Below are 18,365 nucleotides of genomic sequence, written 5' to 3' on the forward strand. Positions count from 1 at the left end.
TATTTTACTTAAATAAGCCGGGGCAGAATAATTCGATCATAACTTTGGGCGTGTATGTTTCATCCGGTTTCTGCTTTTATTGCCTGGCGTTATTCCATCGCCGGCAAACAAAACAGCTTTGTTTCTTTCATCAACCGCTTCTCGGTGGCCGGTATTGCCTTAGGCCTGATGGCGCTGATTGTGGTGGTGTCGGTGATGAATGGCTTCGAATCGCAGCTAAAATCACGCATCTTGGGCCTGGTGCCGCAGGTGGTGGTACCGCATCAGCCTGAAAAAGCGCCGGCAGACTGGGCCAGCCTGCCCAATGTGGCACGTGCAGCGCCGTTTGTGGAGACCCAGGGCGTACTACAGTCTGCCGGCGCTTTACGTGGGGTCAATGTGCAGGGCATTCAGGCGGCGGATATGCAACACAGCGTGCTGGCTGAGCATATTCAGCAAGGCGAGCTGGCATCGCTGGCCGAAGGGCAGTTTTTTATCGTGATTAGCCAGGCACTGGCCCAGCAGTTACAAGTGGGGCTGGGCGACCGGGTGCGGATTTTGATGGCCGGAGCCAGTGTGTACACCCCGTTTGGTCGCATGCCCAGCCAGCGTTTACTAACCATCAGCGCAGTGCACAATGTGGGCTCGCGTATGGATGAAAAGATTGTCTTTATGGCGCTGGAGGATGTGCAAAAATTGCTGCGCCAGCCGGCCGGTAGCCCGGCCGATACCCGCTTGTTTTTAAATGATGCCTTCGCCTACCAGCAAACCATTGCTGCATTGGATGCCCGCGGCCTGGCCAGTGAAAACTGGCGTACCCGTCAGGGGCCGCTGTTTGATGCAGTGAAAATGGAAGGCAATATGATGTTTTTGATGCTGGTGCTAATTATTGCGGTAGCGGCCTTTAATATTGTGTCAGCGCTGGTCATGGTGGTAAGTGAAAAACAAGGTGATATTGCGATCCTGCAGACTCAGGGGCTCAGCCAGAGCCGCCTGATGGCGGTGTTTATGCTCAACGGCGTATTCAATGGGGTTAAAGGAGCATCTATCGGGCTGTTACTGGGGCTGCTACTGGCGTTTAACCTCAACAGTTTACTGGAGCTTTTGGGCATAACGCTGGCCTTGTCGGCCGACGGTGCGTCAGTGCCGGTTGAACTGCGCTGGGGCCAGGTAGCGACCTATACCGGGTTATCGCTAGCACTGTGTTTTGTGGCCAGTTTATACCCGGCCTACAAAGCCATGCAGACCCAGCCGGCCACCGCCTTGCAAAATGATTAACACACCAGCAATGGGGCGAAAATATTGCGCGGCAGGATGCAAGTTGGCTGCGAATTCACTATAATCGCCCTCTTTTAGATTTTGGGCCGGTAAGTCGCATGAACAAGAATTTTATTACCTCGCAATCATTACTCCAGGATTCGTTTCGTCTTGCAGCAAAAGTGTATGAAGACGACTTTCGCCCCGATTTTATCGTCGGGATTTGGCGTGGGGGTGCGCCCATCGGTATCGCTGTGCAGGAATTTTTTGAATTCAAAAACAGCCCTACTGATCATATTGCGGTGCGTACGTCGTCGTATTACGGCATCAATCAGCAATCCAAAGAAATTCGCGTTCACGGCTTACATTATCTGGTAGAAAATGCCAACGCTGGAGATAAGCTGCTAATCGTTGATGACGTGTTTGACTCTGGCCGCAGTGTGGATGCGTTGATCAAGCAGATTCAAAAGCTGATGCGCCTGAACACGCCTACCGATATGCGGATTGCCTGCCCATGGTATAAGCCGCAAAACAACAAAACAGACATTGTGCCGGATTATTACATCAACCAAAGTGATGAATGGCTGGTGTTCCCGCATGAAATTGCCGGGTTGAGTGAAGAAGAAATTCGTGAAGGTAAGTCAGAATTAACCGATGTGATGGACCTGTTGTTTAAATAAGCTGGCCACATTGCGCTGATAATTAAAAGCCGGGCCTCGCGCCCGGTTTTTTGATCACGCTTCAAACTTATTGATCAAAATAAAATTTATCGTGGAAGGTGTGCACCCAGGTGGGCTTGAACACGACCAGCATGGTCATAATAGCCCCGTTGAGCAACGCCTCAGGAAAGGCCAATAGCACAATCACTAGCCAGTAATTGTCATTGACGGCCTGAAACGCGTACAGCCCGTCCACAATCATATAGCCGCCCATCAGCCCCATGGACACACTTAATACCAATGCCGCCGGCAGAAAAGCGCACAAAAAGACATAGACCAAAAAGTGTCGGGTCAGCCGATGAAACAGCCAGGCATAAATGGCATAACTGAGAGTGACCGGGACCATCACAGTGGTCAGCCCGTAGATCCCGGCTAGCGACCAATCAATCTGGCCGAAGACAAGCAGCGCTAGCAATACCACCGATGCGCTGATGAGTGCCAGGCGAAAGCCTAAGGTGAGGGTTAGCGCTGTAACCAGCAAAAAATGTAAGTCAGGCGCCTGCGGTGGGGTCAGGCGGAAAAACCAGAATACACTAAGCAGGGCGGTGGCATTGACCAGCGCCAACTGGCGAGGTCGGTCGGCTTTGAGGCTGGCCCAGTCGATACGTTTGAGCACAAACAGCAGGCTGCTGAGGTAAAGCACCAGCGCGCCCAGCTGTATTGTGCTCATACAGGCTAGTCCTTATACACTGCCCAGATAGGGGCGTGATCAGAGGGTTTTTCGATGCCGCGCAGCGCATAATCAATGCCGGTTTCGACCAGGCGATCGTGCACCGGCGTGGTGGCCAGGATGTGGTCAATACGCAGGCCGCGGTTATCCAAAAAGCCTTTGGAGCGGTAGTCAAACCAGCTAAATTCGTCGTCACGCTGCGGATGCATGGCGCGGTAGCTATCGGTCAGGCCCCAGCTATACAGCTGTTCAATCCACTCACGCTCTTCAGGTAAAAAGCTGCACTTGCCGGTGCGTAGCCAGCGTTTTTTATTTTGCTCGCCAATGCCGATGTCTAAATCGGTCGGGGAGATATTCAGATCGCCCATGATCACCACTTCATCGTCGCTGGTGTGATGGTCGGTTAAATATTGCATCAAATCAGCATAAAAACGTCGCTTAGCTGGAAACTTGGTTTCGTGGTCGCGGTTTTCACCTTGCGGAAAATAGCCATTGAGTACGGTCAGCGGGCGCTCGCGGCCGCTTTCAAAGGTTAGCATGATCATGCGACGCTGGGCGTCTTCGTCATCGGTGGGAAAGCCATACTGGACTTTATCGGCTGGCTGCTTGCTTAAAAACGCCACGCCATAATGACTTTTCTGGCCATGATAATACACATGGTAGCCCATCTCGCGCACTGCCTCTTCAGGAAACTGATCGTTGTGAACTTTGATTTCCTGCAAACCAATGACATCTGGCTGATGCTGGTCGATAACCGCTTGCAATTGATGCAAACGAGCGCGAATTCCGTTGATATTAAAAGAAATAAACTTCATTATGGTCACTGTTGATTAATTGTAAATAATGATTCAGAGCGGGTTTGCGGATAATACTTGCGGGCAGTGTTTTGCAAGCCGCTAAACAAGGTGTTGGCTGCATCGATGCAGTCTGCCGCGTGCACCTGGTGTTGTTGGGCTAAGTCAGCGGCATGGCTGACAAAATCCGGCCAGTGGCTACCTACGAGCTGCATCTTCGCATAATAGTGGCAGGGCAGGTTGGTATAGCCTGCTTTTTGCAGCCATTTGTGTAAAATGCGGGCTCCCATAGAGGAGCCCATCCATACATAAGCTGCACTCAGCAAATCAGCAGGATTATTGGCTGAAAGTGTAACATCAAAGCCCGGTACAGCATCGCTGATCTCCAGGTGCTGCAAATCTGCCTGTAAAGCGGCGTTCACTTCGGCACTGTGCAGATAGGGCTGGAGTTCGCCAAAGGCTGAGTCACTGGCAGCAAAGCAGTCACTCACAACGCGGTGAAAACTGGCTAACACCAACAGGTTCTGCCCATAGGTAACCTTATTGAAAACGCCAGGTTTCATCATGGTATTAAATGGATAGGTTGCTTCCAGCGCGCGATGGGCTGAGGCCGTCCCCTGTTTTAGCTGCGCAAATAGTGGCGCGGTGGTTGGTGATGGCTTGATCTTAATAACCCTCATGTTGGTAGCAGTGGTGTATTCACCCTATTGTGCAGTAAGAGCGGAAGTATGAGCAACGATGATTTTTTAGCAGCAACACAGGATGTTGATCTCACGAACTGTGATCGTGAGCCCATTCATCGCCTTGGCCATACCCAGCCATTCGGGTGTTTGGTTGCATTGCGTGCCGATTGGCTTATTGCCTTTTGTTCGCAAAATACCCAGGCCTACTTTGGGCGTGACAGCGAGCAGGTTATCGCCACGCCACTAAAAAGCTGGCTGGACCCGCAGACCTTGCACGATATCCGCTCAGCCTATCAAGTCTCTACCATTACCGGCAACAATGAGCGGTTGTTTGACCGCCATATCGAATGCAGCGGGCTGGCGGTGGATATTTCGGTGCATTATAACGGCACCTTTATCATTGTCGAATTTGAACAACTGGCGCAGGACACCGCGCCCGAAGATTCCATCGTCCGCTCCATGCTGACCCAGTTTAAACACACTCGTAACAGCCGGGATTTGTTACAGGATACCGCCCGCCAGGTGCAGTTTGTCACCGGCTATGACCGGGTGATGATTTATCAGTTTTTAGATGATGGTGCTGGTGAAGTGGTGGCTGAGGCCACTCAACCTGATATTGAGCCTTTTTTAGGTTTGCGTTACCCGGCTACAGATATTCCCAAACAAGCCCGGACGCTGTACAAAAAAAATCTGCTGCGTATGATTGGCGACGTACACGCAGAGCCGGTGCCTGTTTTGCCGGGAGTAAAAGCAGATAGTGAGCAACTGGATTTATCTTTTTCCAGCTTACGCGCGGTGTCTCCCATCCACATTCAGTACCTGAAAAACATGGGTGTGGGTGCGTCTATGTCTATCAGTATTCTGGTCAACGGTGAATTATGGGGCTTGATTGCCTGTCATCATTACAGTGCCAGAATACTCTCGTCTACTCTGCGTGCAGAGTTGGAATTATTTGCCGAAGTGTTCTCCCTTGAGCTATCAGCGCGGCTCATCCGTGAACAGGATGTTGAAAATGACCGTTTGCGCGATGTGCATGACAATATTATGGCGTCCATTGGCACCACCGGCAGTTTGCTGACGCTGTTAGCAGAGCAATTTGAGACCATGCGCACTCTGGTACAATGCGATGGAATTGCCGCGATAGTAGATGGTGAATATAGGGGGCTCGGTAACTATTTACCCGATACCCAGCTTAACCAGCTTTTGCATTATCTTAATCGGCAGAAAAGTAGCGAGGTATGCACGCTACAGTCGTTAGCCGAGGTGCTAAGTGATTATGATACCGCGGCGCCCCAGGTAGCCGGAGTGCTGGCCATTCCGGTGTCTAAAAGTCCGCGGGATTATCTGTTGTTTTACCGCAGTGCGCAGACCCAAACCGTTAACTGGGCGGGCAACCCGCAAAAATCGGTGGTGTCCGGGCCGCAGGGCGATACGCTGCTACCTCGCAATAGCTTTGCTAAATGGCAGCAAACCCATGATGATCGCTGTGAGGCCTGGCAACGCAAAGATTTGCGCAGTGCCGAATCCCTGCGCATTACGTTGTTAGAGGTGATTATCCGCCACTTTCAGGAACGCGAAGAATTTCAGCAAAAAGCCTATAAAAAACAAGAAGTGCTGATTTCAGAGTTGAACCATCGGGTGCGCAATATCTTAAACCTGGTCAATGCCATTGTGATGCAAACCGATCAGCAAGGCCGTGAGTTGGATGAATTTGTGAATGTGCTGACCGGGCGACTCAGTGCACTGGCCTCGGCGCATGACCAGCTCACCGCGTCGCATTGGGCCGATGTAAGTTTTCAAACCCTGCTAGAAACCGAAATTCAGGCCTATGCCTATACCAGCGGCGTGATCCAACTGGATGGCCCGCCTGTGGCCATTAAGCCAGAAGCTACCACGCCTATTGTGCTGGTAATTCACGAAATGTTTACCAACGCGGCAAAATATGGCGCATTGTCTACGTCCAGTGGCGAAGGCACAGTCAGCTTACGCTGGCAGGTAGATGCCAAGCGTGGCCTGACCATTGACTGGCGCGAAAGTGGCGGCCCGCCGGTTACTGCGCCCAGCCGTGAAGGCTTTGGCATGACCCTGATTCAAAGTGTGATCCCGCACGAGCTTAGCGGTCAGATGGATATCGATTTTAATGACACCGGGGTGGCCGCGCGTATGCGGGTGCCAGCGCGCTTTTTGACCCTCACTGAAACACCCCCTGAGCCACTGGTAACCGGGGCGGAACAAGAGACTACAGCGCAGCTACCAGAAAGTGTTCTATTGGTGGAAGACAGCCTGGTGATTGCCCTGGATTTACAAAAGAAGCTGCAGCAACTGGGGATAGAGCAAGTGGCCATTGCCGGCAATCTGCCGTCCGCCGAGCAGCAACTTAATGAAAAACGCCCGGATTTTTTAATCTCGGATGTGCACCTGGGGCGTGAAACTACATTTTCACTGGTGGCCAGGGCGGTCGAAGCCGGCATTCCCAGTATGATCATTTCTGGTTATGGCGATGAGCTGGCACTGCCCGATACGCTTAGCCAGGTGCCTATGCTGACCAAGCCGGTGGGTGAATCCGTATTATTACAAACCCTGCATCAGTTAATGGCTAAGGCCAGCGGTGCTGCGACACGAGAATCTTTATGAGTTTACTGACCCATACCCGGGTATTGGTGGTGGAAGATACCACGATAGCAGCAACTTATTTGGCCCGGGAATTATCCAATCTGGGCGCACAGGTGGTGGGGCTGGCACGTTCCGGTGATCAGGCCCTGGAGCTGGTAGAAAAACATCGACCTCAACTTATTCTAATGGATATCCATCTGGCTGATGGTGGTAATGGCATTGAGGCCGCGCAGGCGATTGCCGAGCAACATGCCATTCCGCTAGTGTTCACCACCTCCTATTCCGATGATGCCACCATTGAAGCCGCCATGCATGCTTCGCCCTACGGCTATGTGGTGAAACCCTTTGACACTAAAACCATTAAGGTGACGTGCGAAACCGCCTTACGCCGTTTTGCCCTGGAAGAGCAAGCTCGGTCGAGTGAAAAACGCTTTAAAGTGGCTGCCGAGGCTGCCCAGATGGGGATCATGGAGCTGCAAAGCGATGGCGAGAATTTTTTGTTCAGTGGTGCACGCAGTTTGCAAAATCGCTTCGGTGCCGGGACGTCCATTGAGGTAAACACCTTTTTAGACTTGTTTGATGAATCTGAGCGCGACGATGTGCTGGCCAGTGTGCAGCAAAAAAACAACCTGCACAAAACCGTGTGTGTTGATGCCGAACAAGATATCTGGCTGGATGTGGTGTTTAGTGAGCTTGACCTGCAGGAGCAGCAGGTGCACATCGGCGCGGTCATAGATGTCACCGAACGCCAGCGGCAGAGCAAAAAATTGCGCTTATCCAGTATCATTCTTGACCAGCTGGCCGAGGGTGTGGTGGTGCTAAGCGATGACTTTACTGTCATTGACTGTAACCAGCCGCTTACCCGGCTGGTGGGCACCAGCAGCGAAAATTTGCTTGGCAAATCCTTGTTTGATTTTGGTATCAGCCGGGCGCTGGTGGCCAGCTTGCAAAAACAACAGGGTGTGCTACGCCAAAAAGTGACCTTACTGGATGCTCAGGGTAATGAGTTCCCGGTGATGTTTACCTTAGCCGAGTTATCCCGCCAAAGTCAGCCCGAACGCTATGTGGCAACCTTGTCAGATATTACCGAGCTGACCCGGGCGGAAAAACAGCTGGAAAGCCTGGCTTTTACCGACACCCTTACCGGCGCCGGAAACCGCAATTATCTTAAGCTGATGCTCAATGACAATGACTTTACCAATGCCATTCAGGCGCTGGTATTTATCGACCTGGACGGCTTTAAAGCCATTAATGATACCCACGGCCATGACATCGGCGATGATGTGTTGTGTGAATGTGCGCTGCGCTTAAAACACACTATCCGCGAGGACGATACCCTGATCCGCCACGGCGGCGATGAATTTGTGGTGCTGGTTCAGCAAAGTGATGATTTGACTGCCTTTGGCGAGCGGCTGCTGGCCGCCTTTGCCGAACCGGTAATTATTGGCGACTTATCATTAAAAGTGGGGGCCAGCATCGGGGTGGCCGAAGCAGCCAGCGGCAAAACGGCCAATCAGTTGCTCAAACATGCTGACATTGCCATGTATGAAGCAAAAAAGCAGGGCAAAGGGCAGATTACCTACTATTCAGCCGAGCAAAATGATGCCATTGAGTATCGCCTGTATGTCGAGCAGGGGTTGATGGATGCCATCATCAACCATGATTTGTATGCGGCTTACCAGCCCATTGTGGATATCCAGGGCAACATGGTGGCGTTAGAGGCGCTATGCCGCTGGAAAAGCCAGGATATCGGTGATATCCACCCCGGCTCATTTATCCCCATTGCCGAGGAAACCGGGTTGATCAATGAGCTGGGCTTAAAGATGCTACGCGAGGTGTGCATTGCCAGCACCCTGCTTAAAGACGCTGGCTTAGGTCATGTAAAGGTACATATCAATGTGTCGATTCTGCAGCTGAATTCGGCTGAACTGGTGAAACAATTTTTAAGCTTTTTGGAAGAATTTGCTGTCAGCACAAACGACATTGTGTTGGAGGTGACCGAATCTGGGATGCACGATGTGGGCACCCGGCGTATCTTACGGGAAATGGCGGCGGCAGGCTTTAGCATCGCCATTGACGACTTTGGCTCGGGCTATGCGTCGGTGTCTGAACTGACCGAGCCGTATACCCACATCGTGAAACTGGATAAAACCTTGTTACCGGAAGGCGAGAGCGCCAATACCAAGCGCATTATTGTGGACACCCTGATCCAGATGTGTGGCCGGCTGGGTAAGGCCGTATTGCTTGAAGGCGTGGAAACCGAGCAGCAGGCCGAGTTTGCCCGTCAGGCGGGTTGTGACATGATGCAGGGCTTTTTGTTTTCCAAGCCATTAACCATCAATGAAGTGATTAACGCGGTGAATGAAGACCGCCTGTTAGTATCGGCCTGATCAGGCCGGCAGGGCCTGACGCCGGGCGGCAACGTGAGTGGCCGGCGTTTCATCATGATTGACCATTTGAGGCATAGCAAACATGTCTGGACAGGGCATATTTAACAGCCCCTGGTACACCACCTGGGGCAGCGGTGCCACCACCGAAATCGCACAGACAAATTTATCCACTTCACAGCAGATAATCTTGCAGTTGGCCGAGCGTAGGGTACGATTTATCAGCGCCATGGTGTCGATGGCATGCTGGGCAATATGATTAAGCTTGTTATCAAAATTGGCTTGCTTGGCGTTGTCGCTCCACTGAAACTGAATTTCGGTGACCGCGCCGGATAACGGGTCAAGCAGGTCCTGGCGCAACCACAGTGCAAAATGGCGGTAGTTGATGCTGATCACATCGTTGCTTTCATAATCCAGCGAAATTTCCAGCGGGTTATAGGTCATTGGATGGGCCCTAGCTCAGCTGCGACAGCAGTAAGCGGTTGTTGACATACATTGACAGTGGGAACCGGTCATAAACCTTGTCGCCAAATGCACGGGTTTTGTGCACCACAAAAATGTTGGCGTATTGGGAGCCAAACTGGCCGATAAACACATTCACAAATTCATGCACGATGGTCTGAGATTCCTCAAAGGTTTCTTTGAGCATTTGCATGGCCAGATCATGCAAGCGTTTGAGAGCCTGATTGAATTCCCCTAACAGCGCACTGACATCTACCCGGGGTGGGGTTTCTTCAAGCACCGAAGCCCGAAAATCGGCTGGACCACCCATATAATCGCGTTCTACATAGGCCTTGAATTCATAGGCGCGCTGGGGCTGTCCCTGCTCATCTAAATCGACTTTAGACTGGCAGTGAAAGGCATGAAAACTTAAGCCGTAGTAGGTGACATAATCGTATAAGGCATCGACAAAGCGATAAGAAAATGAGCGTTGATACTCTTTTTCCATCTGTTCGGCCAGGGTTTTGATTTGCTCACGGTCAGTGGGCAGGCAACTTTGTACATGCCGTTTTAACTGACTGGTGAAGATCCGCGCGCTGAGTACATAATTGTTCATGCTGACATTCAGTTGCGGTTTGATCCGCTCGATGTCATCCACATTGTGCTGGCTGGCGTACAGCTCGCCCAGCTGTTCCATGTTTTGTTCAATCAAGCGAAAATTTGACAATACCAACTGATATTTGTGCGATACCGCATGAATCAGCGACAGGCGCTTACGCGCACGCTTGAGCTCGCGAAACTGTTCTTCGGTGAGCGGCAAGGCTTTTTCTTGATTGTGTGAGGTTAGGTAAAACTCAGAATCCATCGCTGTGCAATCAGTTAGTTAGTACAACAAGCCTAGCATGCTAACAGGCTCAGGTTAACTCTATTTACGCCGGCTTAGGGATGAATATCGGCGGGCTGCGATAGTAGCAGGTAACATAGGCTGGCGGTATACCTGACTGGCGCAAAATCGTATACTTCACTCTTTTGCAATTCCAGGAGCTAATCGCGTGTTTCCGCAAACCAGAACAGATTCTTTACCCCCGGCTGTGGTGCAACAGGCAGCCAAACTCAGCCCGCAGGAACGCCTTGCACTGGTATTAGATTATGCCGACACTGCTCAGCAGGTCTGCCTACTACAAGGGCAAGAAGGTTTTGTCATGATGGCGCCTGAACCGCAAGACGGGGAAAATGATTTTGAAGCCTTGTTGCCGGTGTGGCCCCATGCCGATCTGGTGCCGCTATGGGCCAGCCAGGATATGTCCGACGCCATAGTGACCACGCTAGCCTTGCATGAATTTGTAGATACCTGGTTGCCCGGCCTGGAAAAAAACAATATCGGGCTGGTGGTCTTTCCGGTCAGCGGTGAAGCACATATGGTGCTTAGCGCTCAGGAGTTAGCCGACAGCCTGGAAGAAGGAACCATTCAACGTGAACCCTGATGGAAGCTTACCCCTGGCTGGTCAGGTCGCTGCTGCCTCCGGCTGGGATGAAAAAACCCGGCAGCTAATACTGGCGGGCAAACATCTGCCGATGTTGTCGGAGGCCCAGCGAGAGGCTGGTAAACAGGTTCCCGGCTGCCAGAGTCAAGTATATCTGGATTATCAGGCGGGCCAGTTCAGCGGCTGGTCGGATGCCAAAATTTTACGCGGTGTATTGGCCTTGTTGTTGGAAAAAGCCCATACATTACCCGCCGGCGAAATTGCGGAATTTGATTTTAATGCCTATTTGCATGAGCTGGGCATTCAGCGCCAGCTGAGTCAGTCGCGCGCCGATGGCGTGGGGCAAATTATTGCGCGGCTGCGCCTGCTGGCTAAATAGAGTGCAGGATAGGCAGCTCGGCATACACCTGCTGTAGACAATCCGGGCTGGCCAGTGCCAAATCACATTGCTGGGTCAGGCGTTCGCTCATCAGCGCCACCTGGGCCAAGTCGTCAGTATAATCAAATAAACACGCGTGGGTAAAAAGTGCGGCTGTCCAGTGAGGGGGCAGGGCGCTGGTGTGGGCTAAAAAATTTTCCACCGGGGTATGTAAGTCCTGTTGCAGGGTATCTTCCAAATCTCGCAGGATCTTTAACCCTTCGTTGTCCTGCTCACTGGCACCGTTGGCGCGCTCCATCTGTACTGACGCCACCGTCTGGCCCACCCCGTGACACAGCATGATGACATCCGGGGCAAAAGTGGGCGAGGCGAGGGCCGCCGGGCTAATCAACAAAGCGGCCAGCCACCCGCGAATAAGATAGCGCATGAGAGATCGCCATAATTAAGCCTGGATAACTATTTATAGTGCCGGCGCCGGCAAACAGCTCACCGTGGCCGGTTTTTGGCCTCAATCCACTGGCCCATGTATTGAGTGGCCCGCAATGAGTGATGCCACAACAGGTGTTGGTAAAACAGCGGCTGGCGATGACTGATGATGTCGCCAGTCAGTCGCTCAATGTGACTGACCAGGCGATGCTGATGGTACCCGGTATCATATTCACTGGCCAAAATAGCCTGGCCTTGTGCATTAGCCTGCTGCCAGGCGGTTTCATTGTGATACAGCTGTTGGCAAGCACGCACAAAATCCTGCTCTTCTTCGGCCACCGCGCCTGGCCACTGGCCGTTATCATTAATGCCTTCGGCGCCACAGGGGGTGGTGATGCTGGGAGTGTGGCATTGCATGGCAGTCAGCAGTTTGCCTTTGATACCGGCGCCAAAGCGCAACGGGGCTAATAATAGCCGATGTTGGCTTAGCGCCGCGCGGGCATCATCTACCCAGCCACGCACCTCGAAGCCTTGTTTAGGGTTATGCAGATCTGTGACTTTTTTGCCCGGATACGCGCCATACACCGATAAGGTGGCACCGGGAACCACTTTGCGGATCTGCGGCCATAACCGGGTTTTTAGCTGTAAAACCGCATCCCAGTTGGGCGCATGGCGAAAATTACCGATAAAGGCAAAGCCCTGGCGCTGGTCAAAAGGCGGTGGAGTCAGACTGGCCGGGCTGAGCAACAAGGGCAGCTGCAGTAACTGGGCCGGGTCGACCTTTAATTGTTGGGTGAGCAGTTGCAATTCTACCGCTGAGATAATCAAGCTTATATCACAGCGCAGGATGCTGGCCACTTCGCGCTGCAGCATGGGGTCGCTGACATCTATCTTGAAAGGTTGCTCGTGCTTGACCGCCTGCTGGCGCTGATGGCGCACACTGTGTAAGTCTTCGGTGTTGAGCATTCTCACCGCATGAGGGCAATGCTGCTGCACCCGCCATGAAAATTGTTCTTCAATCATAAATCGGTCGAACACCACCACATCCGGCTGCAGGGCACATATCTGACGGTCAAACAACGCATCATTGATCAGGGTGGTGACGACTTTGATGCCCAGACTGGTTAAGTCTGCTTTATGGCTGGACTCAGCGGCAGCGGTCATAAAGGTGACCTGCCAGTTAGCCTGCTCAAAGGCGCGCAGTAAATTCAGCATATTTTCACCGGCAGCCGATGAATTGGGTTCAGGCCAGACATAGCCAATGACCAGCAAATGTTTTTGCGACAAAACAGTCCCCGTGGCGTAAGAAATAGCCAGCGAATATAGCAAATTATGCCGATAAAGGGCATGCTTATCCTTTACTGCCCTCACCGGGGCGGCAGGCGTATTAATACTTCGTGCAGGCAATAAGGAGACGCAGTGCATCTGGTTTTTGGCAGTGGATTGATTGGTAGCTTTATTGCTGCCGCCGGCGCCCATGCGGGGCTTACCGTGCAGGTGATTGGCCGGCACGCGGCGCTTCAACGGTTGGCGGCCGGTGTCACTCTGACCGATTATCTGGGGCATGAGTTGCAGGCGCCGTCGGTGGCGGAGTATGCCCATGACCAGGCCCCGGATGTGGTCTGGCTCACCGTCAAATGTACCGGTTTAAATCGGGCAGTAGACCAGCTGCGCCAGTTAGTTGGCCCACAAACCATGATCGTGTGCTGCCAAAACGGATTAAGGGCGGTGCATCAGATCCGCAGTGCCTTTCCCAGGTTGCGGGTATTTGCGGCTGTAGTGCCGTTTAATGTGGTGCTGACTGAGCAGGGTACCCTGCACCGCGGCTCAGAGGGCTCGCTGACCTTGCCCAAAGAGCTGGGGCGGATTGTGCCCTCACTGGTGCCCGGCTTGCACAGCGAGCTGCTGCCAGTGCGCCTGACCAGCCAGATTCATGCGGTACAGGCGGCCAAATTGCAGTTGAATTTAAGTAACGCGGTGAATGCTTTGAGCAACCTGCCGGTTAAAACCATGCTGTCACACCGAGGCTACCGGCGCATCATTGCCGAGTTAATGCGTGAATGGCTGGATGTGGCCCGGGTCAATAAAATTCCGTTGGTAAAAGTTGCCCGGGTCGACGGAAAGTGGCTACCCTTTATGTTGAACCTACCCGATGGTGTGTTTAAACGTGTGGCCAGTAAGATGCTGGATATCGACCCGAGTGTACGAACCTCCATGTGGTGGGATTTGCAACAGGGCAAGCTCACCGAAGTGGACGACTTGAACGGTGAGGTGGTGCGTCAGGGTGTGCTGGCACGCAATTACTGCCCGGCCAATAAGGTGATTATTGATCTGGTACATCAGGCCGAGCAGCAACGCCGTCAGACCGGTACCTGTCCGGCCATGAGTGCCAGCCAGATTTGGCACGAGATTGAAATCAAGCGGCTGGAAAAAAGCAGTTACAAATTTTGATAAGTGAGTCAGCGGCAGGATACCTTATACTTTTACTTTGTCAGGTATAACCGTAGATGGGATAGCAGAATGCCACGGGTTGAACCGGGCACTCGGGCAATCTGTTTGTGGTTACCAAGGAGCCATTTATGAATATGCAGGATGTGGCAGCACAAGCCGGGGAATTGTTTGTATTGCCCGAAGCTGTGACGCGGCTAAAAGAGTGCATGGACGATCAGGCTGCCAGTATTGATGATGTGGCTGAAATTATTGCCTTTGATCCAGGCTTAGCCAGTCAACTGTTGAAAGTGGCGAACAGCGCGCTGTATCGTTTCCCCAATAAAATCGAAACCATTTCCAAAGCCCTGCAGGTCATAGGCACCCGCGCGGCGTATGATTTGGCGCTAGCCTACGGTGTCTCCCATGCCTTTAGCGATGTTGAGGCAAAAATCATCGACCTGGATAAATTCTGGGAGCAAAGTGTCAGCTGTGCTTTGCTAGCCAAATATTTTGCTGAAGCCAAGCGGCTGCGTGAGCCGGAACGCTTGTTTGTAGCGGGGCTACTGCACAATATTGGTGAGCTGGTGATGGTGTCTTTGTACCCGGAAAAGGCCCGGCGCTGCCTGGACTTTAATGCCCGGGTTAGCCCCAATGAACTGCAGCAGGCAATATTTGGGTTTACCTATGCTGAGTTATCGGCGCAGTTGATCCGCAACTGGGGGATCCCGGAGTGTATCGCCGCTCCCATCGCCAATATCCATGCTACCCATCTTGAGGTGGAGCCGGATGTACGGATATTGCAGCTTAGCTATGTACTGGCGCTGGACAATGTGTTCCCGGATATCTACCCCAGTTACAACAATCTGCAGCCTCAATTGCACGAGCCGTTGGCACTGGGCCGGGGCGACCTTGAGGACGCCCTGGATATCACTAACTTACAATGTATCAGCGTGATCGCCTTATTTAACCCCCACGCGTTCGCTCTGTACTAGTCAAATACCGCCACCGTCTGACGGCTGATGGCGACCACTTCATTGTCTTTATCCCAGATGGTGGCTTCGGTATGTCCGTAGCCACCGGCTGCCTGGCGGGTATGCGCCTGGTAAGCAAACCAGTCACTGCCGCTGACCGGGCGATGCGGGTGAATAAATTCCAGATTCCAGGTGACTGTGCTGGCCGGCGCTGGCCATTTCATCATCTGGAGCAGGGTGGGAGGCCAGGCATCAATCATGGTGATCAGATGGCCATCGCTAAGGATTTCCGGGGCCTGTTTAAAGCGCATAAAGCCGTGATAATGGTGGGTCTTTCGCCCGGTAAATGGTACGCCGCCCTCAGCAATGGCCAAATCAAAATGGCGCAAAAATTTGGGGGTGACCTTGGGAATTTGCGGGATAAACTGGGCTTTGGTCGGTGCCGGCATAGCATGCACTTCGTGACTGGTCACCGAAATTTTGGACTCTCTGGCCACCCCAAAGCACGCCTGGCTGGCCACGCACACTTTGTTGTCCTGAATAATCTGCGCGCTGTAGTGGCTGACATTTTTGCCTTCACGCAGTTTATCCACTGTAATGGAAAACGGGGTATCCAGAGCAATCGGGCCAATAAAATTGGTGTTGAAGGCTCGTAACACCCGGTCCGAACTCACCTGCTTGTTAATCGCGGTAAACAGCATGCCGGCACTGACCCCACCAAACGCGGTGCGGCCCTGTCCCCAGTCGGCGGTAATCATCAAATTCGGGTAGCTGCCCTGATGGTCATTATGAGCTTCTATGGCAGGCAAATTCAGCAGTTCATCGATATGCATAAGGGTTCTGGTCAGATGAGTTGATTATGCTATCCTAGCGTAAGGTGGCCAGCGCGCCAATATTAAATTTTGCTTTACAGACAGAGGGATGCCCTAGCCATGTCGGCGGTTACACTTCATTTTGCCCATGCCAATGGCTTTCCTGCCGGCAGCTATCGGCAGATTTTCAACCAATTGCCAGCGGAGTGGAAGGTGCTGGCAAAACCGCAGTTTGGACATGAGGGGCATTTGCCGGTCAATGCCAACTGGAGCAACCAGGTCACCGAGTTGCTGGAGTATGTGAAGCAGCATAACAATGGCCGCCCGGTCTATGCTGTGGGGCATTCTTTTGGCGCGGTGATCTCGTTTATGGCAGCCTGCGAACAGCCAGAGTTGTTTAGCGGGCTGATTGCCATTGACCCGCCACTGGTGACTGGCCCCGGCAGCCTGTTATTACGCGGCGCGAAATATACCCCGTACATCAACAAAATCACACCGGCCAAACTGGCTCAGACCCGTAATACCCGCTGGCGCCAGGACACCGATCTGGTGGCGTATTTTCGCAGTAAGGCGTTATTCAAAAATATGCCTGATGCCTGTATTGCCGATTATGTTGAGGCGGCCACGGCGCTGCGCCAGGACCAACGTGAGCTGACCTTTAAAGCCGCGGTGGAAGCCGATATCTTTCGCAACATTCCACATAATTTGAATCAGTATAAAGGGCGTTTGAAGTGCCCGGGATTGCTTATCACCGGCGAGCATACCACGGTATGTCGGCCGCAATATTGGAAGCGATTTATAGCGATGAACCCGATGCAGCACATCAGGATGGCAGGGGGGCATATGCTGCCACTGGAATATCCAGACCAAATGGCAGCACAAATTTGTCAAACAATCAGTCAGTGGCAGCAGGGGGCCTAGAGCACATCCAGCATATCCTGAGTGACCAGCACCACGCCTTTTTCAGAGACCCTGAAGCCGCGGGCCCGGTCATCATCATGGTCGTAGCCTATGGTCGTGCCTTCAGGAATCTTACAGCCGCGGTCGATGATCACTTTGCGCAATTTACAGTGGCGCATGATTTCTACTTCCGGCAGTAGCACGGCTTCTTCAATCAGGCCGTAGGAATGCACCCGGACATTGGAAAAGACCAGGCTGTTACGAATGGTCGAACCAGATACAATACAGCCGCCGGAGACCACTGAGTTGATGGCTTCACCGCGCCGGTCGTGATCTTCCCACACAAACTTGGCTGGCGGTAACTGTTCCTGATAAGTCCAGATAGGCCATTTGTGATCATACAGGTTCAACTGTGGCACCGGTGCCACCATTTCCATATTGGCTTCCCAGAACGAGTCGATGGTCCCTACATCACGCCAGTAGGCGGTGCCGCCAGTGCCATGTTCAAATGGAAAAGCGTAGACATTATGATCATTGATAATTGACGGAATAATATCTTTACCAAAGTCACGCTGTGAACCTTGGGTGCGCGAGTCACGCAATAACTGGTCAAACAAAAACTCGGTATCAAACACATAATTGCCCATAGAGGCCAGGCAATGGTCAGGATCATTGGGCAGGGGCGTGGGCTTTTCCGGTTTTTCTTCAAACCCGGTGATGCGATAATCTTCATCCACCGACAGCACGCCAAAAGCGCCAGCGGCTTCTTCCACCGGTACCTTCATACAAGATACTGTCATCTTAGCGTCGGTCTCCACATGATGGGCCAGCATATCGCCATAATCCATGCGGTAGATGTGGTCTCCAGATAGGATCATGACATATTTGGGCAGCTCATCGCGGATAATATCAATATTTTGAAACACCGCATCGGCGGTACCGGCATACCAGTCCTCACCGAAACGCTGTGAGGCTGGCAAAATTTCTACCGATTCACCCAGCTCTTTTTTGAAATGCCCCCAGCCGCGAACCAAATGCCGGATTAAGGAGTGCGATTTGTACTGGGTGACTACCCCAATTTTGCGGATCCCAGAGTTGACACAATTGGACAAAGGAAAATCGATTATCCGAAACTTACCGCCAAAATACAGGGCTGGCTTGGCGCGCCAGTTAGTCAGTTCATGTAGCCGGGAGCCTTTGCCACCGGCTAAGATCAGCGCGTAGGTATCACGCGTTAGATTACTGATATAGCGATTACTTGAATCTGCCATTGTCGCGTTCTCCGTATTGTTGTCACCCTGGCACGGGGTGTACAGACTAATCTTTAGCTGCCAGTCAACTGGCTATTCCATCATGGCAGTCAGTTCAGTGTACACCAATCCAGCGTGATTGCTATAGGTGGAAAATTCAACAATCTTAA

General features: G+C 52.3%; 18 protein-coding genes. 9 read left to right on the forward strand and 9 right to left on the reverse strand.

Annotated features, from left to right (window positions below; translation table 11 throughout):
• Positions 1-54 precede the first annotated feature (54 nt).
• Complete coding sequence (locus ACTUJZ_RS01150) at positions 55-1,257, forward strand: lipoprotein-releasing ABC transporter permease subunit (protein ID WP_463634429.1); 1,203 nt, start codon at positions 55-57, stop codon at positions 1,255-1,257.
• A 98-nt stretch (positions 1,258-1,355) separates the two neighbouring features.
• Positions 1,356-1,916 (forward strand): phosphoribosyltransferase, encoded by a 561-nt coding sequence (locus ACTUJZ_RS01155; protein WP_463634430.1) that lies wholly within the window; start codon positions 1,356-1,358, stop codon positions 1,914-1,916.
• 67 nt (positions 1,917-1,983) lie between these two features.
• Here ACTUJZ_RS01155 and ACTUJZ_RS01160 read toward each other — a convergent pair whose 3' ends face one another.
• The 3 genes from ACTUJZ_RS01160 to ACTUJZ_RS01170 are packed head-to-tail and all read right to left on the reverse strand — an operon-like array spanning position 1,984 to position 4,099.
• Positions 1,984-2,625 carry an energy-coupling factor ABC transporter permease gene (locus ACTUJZ_RS01160; protein WP_463634431.1) on the reverse strand — a complete coding sequence of 214 codons (642 nt, stop codon included), beginning with the start codon at positions 2,623-2,625 and terminating at the stop codon, positions 1,984-1,986.
• A 5-nt stretch (positions 2,626-2,630) separates the two neighbouring features.
• Positions 2,631-3,440: an exodeoxyribonuclease III gene (gene xthA, locus ACTUJZ_RS01165; RefSeq protein WP_463634432.1), complete on the reverse strand. Its 810-nt coding sequence runs from the start codon at positions 3,438-3,440 to the stop codon at positions 2,631-2,633.
• A 5-nt stretch (positions 3,441-3,445) separates the two neighbouring features.
• Positions 3,446-4,099 carry a biliverdin-producing heme oxygenase gene (locus ACTUJZ_RS01170; protein WP_463634433.1) on the reverse strand — a complete coding sequence of 218 codons (654 nt, stop codon included), beginning with the start codon at positions 4,097-4,099 and terminating at the stop codon, positions 3,446-3,448.
• Positions 4,100-4,147: 48 nt separating this feature from the next.
• Here ACTUJZ_RS01170 and ACTUJZ_RS01175 point away from each other — a divergent pair, with 48 nt between their 5' ends.
• Together ACTUJZ_RS01175 and ACTUJZ_RS01180 are read left to right on the forward strand one after the other, a co-directional pair.
• A complete protein-coding gene (locus ACTUJZ_RS01175) occupies positions 4,148-6,736 on the forward strand; it encodes an HWE histidine kinase domain-containing protein (protein WP_463634434.1) in 2,589 nt (862 codons plus the stop codon).
• Complete coding sequence (locus tag ACTUJZ_RS01180; RefSeq protein WP_463634435.1) at positions 6,733-9,105, forward strand: EAL domain-containing protein; 2,373 nt, start codon at positions 6,733-6,735, stop codon at positions 9,103-9,105. Before ACTUJZ_RS01175 ends, ACTUJZ_RS01180 begins: the two co-directional genes overlap by 4 nt.
• On the opposite strand, the gene ACTUJZ_RS01185 is transcribed toward ACTUJZ_RS01180, so the two are convergent.
• Both ACTUJZ_RS01185 and ACTUJZ_RS01190 read right to left on the reverse strand, forming a co-directional pair.
• On the reverse strand, positions 9,106-9,546 hold the full coding sequence (locus ACTUJZ_RS01185) for a hypothetical protein (RefSeq protein ID WP_463634436.1): 441 nt from the start codon (positions 9,544-9,546) through the stop codon (positions 9,106-9,108).
• Positions 9,547-9,556: 10 nt separating this feature from the next.
• Positions 9,557-10,408: a hypothetical protein gene (locus tag ACTUJZ_RS01190; RefSeq protein ID WP_463634437.1), complete on the reverse strand. Its 852-nt coding sequence runs from the start codon at positions 10,406-10,408 to the stop codon at positions 9,557-9,559.
• 187 nt (positions 10,409-10,595) lie between these two features.
• On the opposite strand from ACTUJZ_RS01190, the gene ACTUJZ_RS01195 reads away from it, so the two are divergent.
• Positions 10,596-11,027 (forward strand): DUF2750 domain-containing protein, encoded by a 432-nt coding sequence (locus ACTUJZ_RS01195; protein WP_463634438.1) that lies wholly within the window; start codon positions 10,596-10,598, stop codon positions 11,025-11,027.
• Positions 11,017-11,406 (forward strand): SufE family protein, encoded by a 390-nt coding sequence (locus tag ACTUJZ_RS01200; protein WP_463634439.1) that lies wholly within the window; start codon positions 11,017-11,019, stop codon positions 11,404-11,406. Before ACTUJZ_RS01195 ends, ACTUJZ_RS01200 begins: the two co-directional genes overlap by 11 nt.
• Here the strand turns inward: ACTUJZ_RS01200 and ACTUJZ_RS01205 are convergent.
• On the reverse strand, positions 11,399-11,833 hold the full coding sequence (locus ACTUJZ_RS01205) for a hypothetical protein (protein WP_463634440.1): 435 nt from the start codon (positions 11,831-11,833) through the stop codon (positions 11,399-11,401). The genes ACTUJZ_RS01200 and ACTUJZ_RS01205 overlap by 8 nt on opposite strands.
• A 59-nt stretch (positions 11,834-11,892) precedes the next feature.
• Positions 11,893-13,119 (reverse strand): glycosyltransferase, encoded by a 1,227-nt coding sequence (locus ACTUJZ_RS01210; protein WP_463634441.1) that lies wholly within the window; start codon positions 13,117-13,119, stop codon positions 11,893-11,895.
• A gap of 132 nt (positions 13,120-13,251) precedes the next feature.
• On the opposite strand from ACTUJZ_RS01210, the gene ACTUJZ_RS01215 reads away from it, so the two are divergent.
• The gene (locus ACTUJZ_RS01215; RefSeq protein WP_463634442.1) at positions 13,252-14,283 is read left to right on the forward strand and encodes a 2-dehydropantoate 2-reductase; all 1,032 of its coding nucleotides are present in this window, start codon (positions 13,252-13,254) and stop codon (positions 14,281-14,283) included.
• Between the two features lie 128 nt (positions 14,284-14,411).
• A complete protein-coding gene (locus ACTUJZ_RS01220) occupies positions 14,412-15,254 on the forward strand; it encodes an HDOD domain-containing protein (RefSeq protein WP_463634443.1) in 843 nt (280 codons plus the stop codon).
• Here ACTUJZ_RS01220 and ACTUJZ_RS01225 read toward each other — a convergent pair.
• A complete protein-coding gene (locus tag ACTUJZ_RS01225) occupies positions 15,251-16,066 on the reverse strand; it encodes an acyl-CoA thioesterase (RefSeq protein WP_463634444.1) in 816 nt (271 codons plus the stop codon). The two genes, ACTUJZ_RS01220 and ACTUJZ_RS01225, sit on opposite strands and share 4 nt — an antisense overlap.
• A gap of 99 nt (positions 16,067-16,165) precedes the next feature.
• Here ACTUJZ_RS01225 and ACTUJZ_RS01230 point away from each other — a divergent pair, with 99 nt between their 5' ends.
• Positions 16,166-16,966: an alpha/beta fold hydrolase gene (locus tag ACTUJZ_RS01230; RefSeq protein WP_463634445.1), complete on the forward strand. Its 801-nt coding sequence runs from the start codon at positions 16,166-16,168 to the stop codon at positions 16,964-16,966.
• Here the strand turns inward: ACTUJZ_RS01230 and glgC are convergent.
• A complete protein-coding gene (gene glgC, locus ACTUJZ_RS01235; protein ID WP_463634446.1) occupies positions 16,963-18,216 on the reverse strand; it encodes a glucose-1-phosphate adenylyltransferase in 1,254 nt (417 codons plus the stop codon). The genes ACTUJZ_RS01230 and glgC overlap by 4 nt on opposite strands.
• Positions 18,217-18,365: the final 149 nt, after the last annotated feature.

It is taken from the genome of Alteromonas sp. WD8-37 (assembly GCF_055326825.1).

Bases quoted from the DNA above. Each gene is read 5' to 3' on its own strand.
- xthA (WP_463634432.1), bottom strand. From the start codon at position 3,440: ATGAAGTTTATTTCTTTTAATATCAACGGAATTCGCGCTCGTTTGCAT.
- glgC (WP_463634446.1), bottom strand. From the start codon at position 18,216: ATGGCAGATTCAAGTAATCGCTATATCAGTAATCTAACGCGTGATACC.
- ACTUJZ_RS01180 (WP_463634435.1), top strand. From the start codon at position 6,733: ATGAGTTTACTGACCCATACCCGGGTATTGGTGGTGGAAGATACCACG.
- ACTUJZ_RS01225 (WP_463634444.1), bottom strand. From the start codon at position 16,066: ATGCATATCGATGAACTGCTGAATTTGCCTGCCATAGAAGCTCATAAT.
- ACTUJZ_RS01220 (WP_463634443.1), top strand. From the start codon at position 14,412: ATGAATATGCAGGATGTGGCAGCACAAGCCGGGGAATTGTTTGTATTG.
- ACTUJZ_RS01185 (WP_463634436.1), bottom strand. From the start codon at position 9,546: ATGACCTATAACCCGCTGGAAATTTCGCTGGATTATGAAAGCAACGAT.
- ACTUJZ_RS01205 (WP_463634440.1), bottom strand. From the start codon at position 11,833: ATGCGCTATCTTATTCGCGGGTGGCTGGCCGCTTTGTTGATTAGCCCG.
- ACTUJZ_RS01190 (WP_463634437.1), bottom strand. From the start codon at position 10,408: ATGGATTCTGAGTTTTACCTAACCTCACACAATCAAGAAAAAGCCTTG.
- ACTUJZ_RS01150 (WP_463634429.1), top strand. From the start codon at position 55: ATGTTTCATCCGGTTTCTGCTTTTATTGCCTGGCGTTATTCCATCGCC.
- ACTUJZ_RS01175 (WP_463634434.1), top strand. From the start codon at position 4,148: ATGAGCAACGATGATTTTTTAGCAGCAACACAGGATGTTGATCTCACG.
- ACTUJZ_RS01170 (WP_463634433.1), bottom strand. From the start codon at position 4,099: ATGAGGGTTATTAAGATCAAGCCATCACCAACCACCGCGCCACTATTT.
- ACTUJZ_RS01155 (WP_463634430.1), top strand. From the start codon at position 1,356: ATGAACAAGAATTTTATTACCTCGCAATCATTACTCCAGGATTCGTTT.
- ACTUJZ_RS01230 (WP_463634445.1), top strand. From the start codon at position 16,166: ATGTCGGCGGTTACACTTCATTTTGCCCATGCCAATGGCTTTCCTGCC.
- ACTUJZ_RS01160 (WP_463634431.1), bottom strand. From the start codon at position 2,625: ATGAGCACAATACAGCTGGGCGCGCTGGTGCTTTACCTCAGCAGCCTG.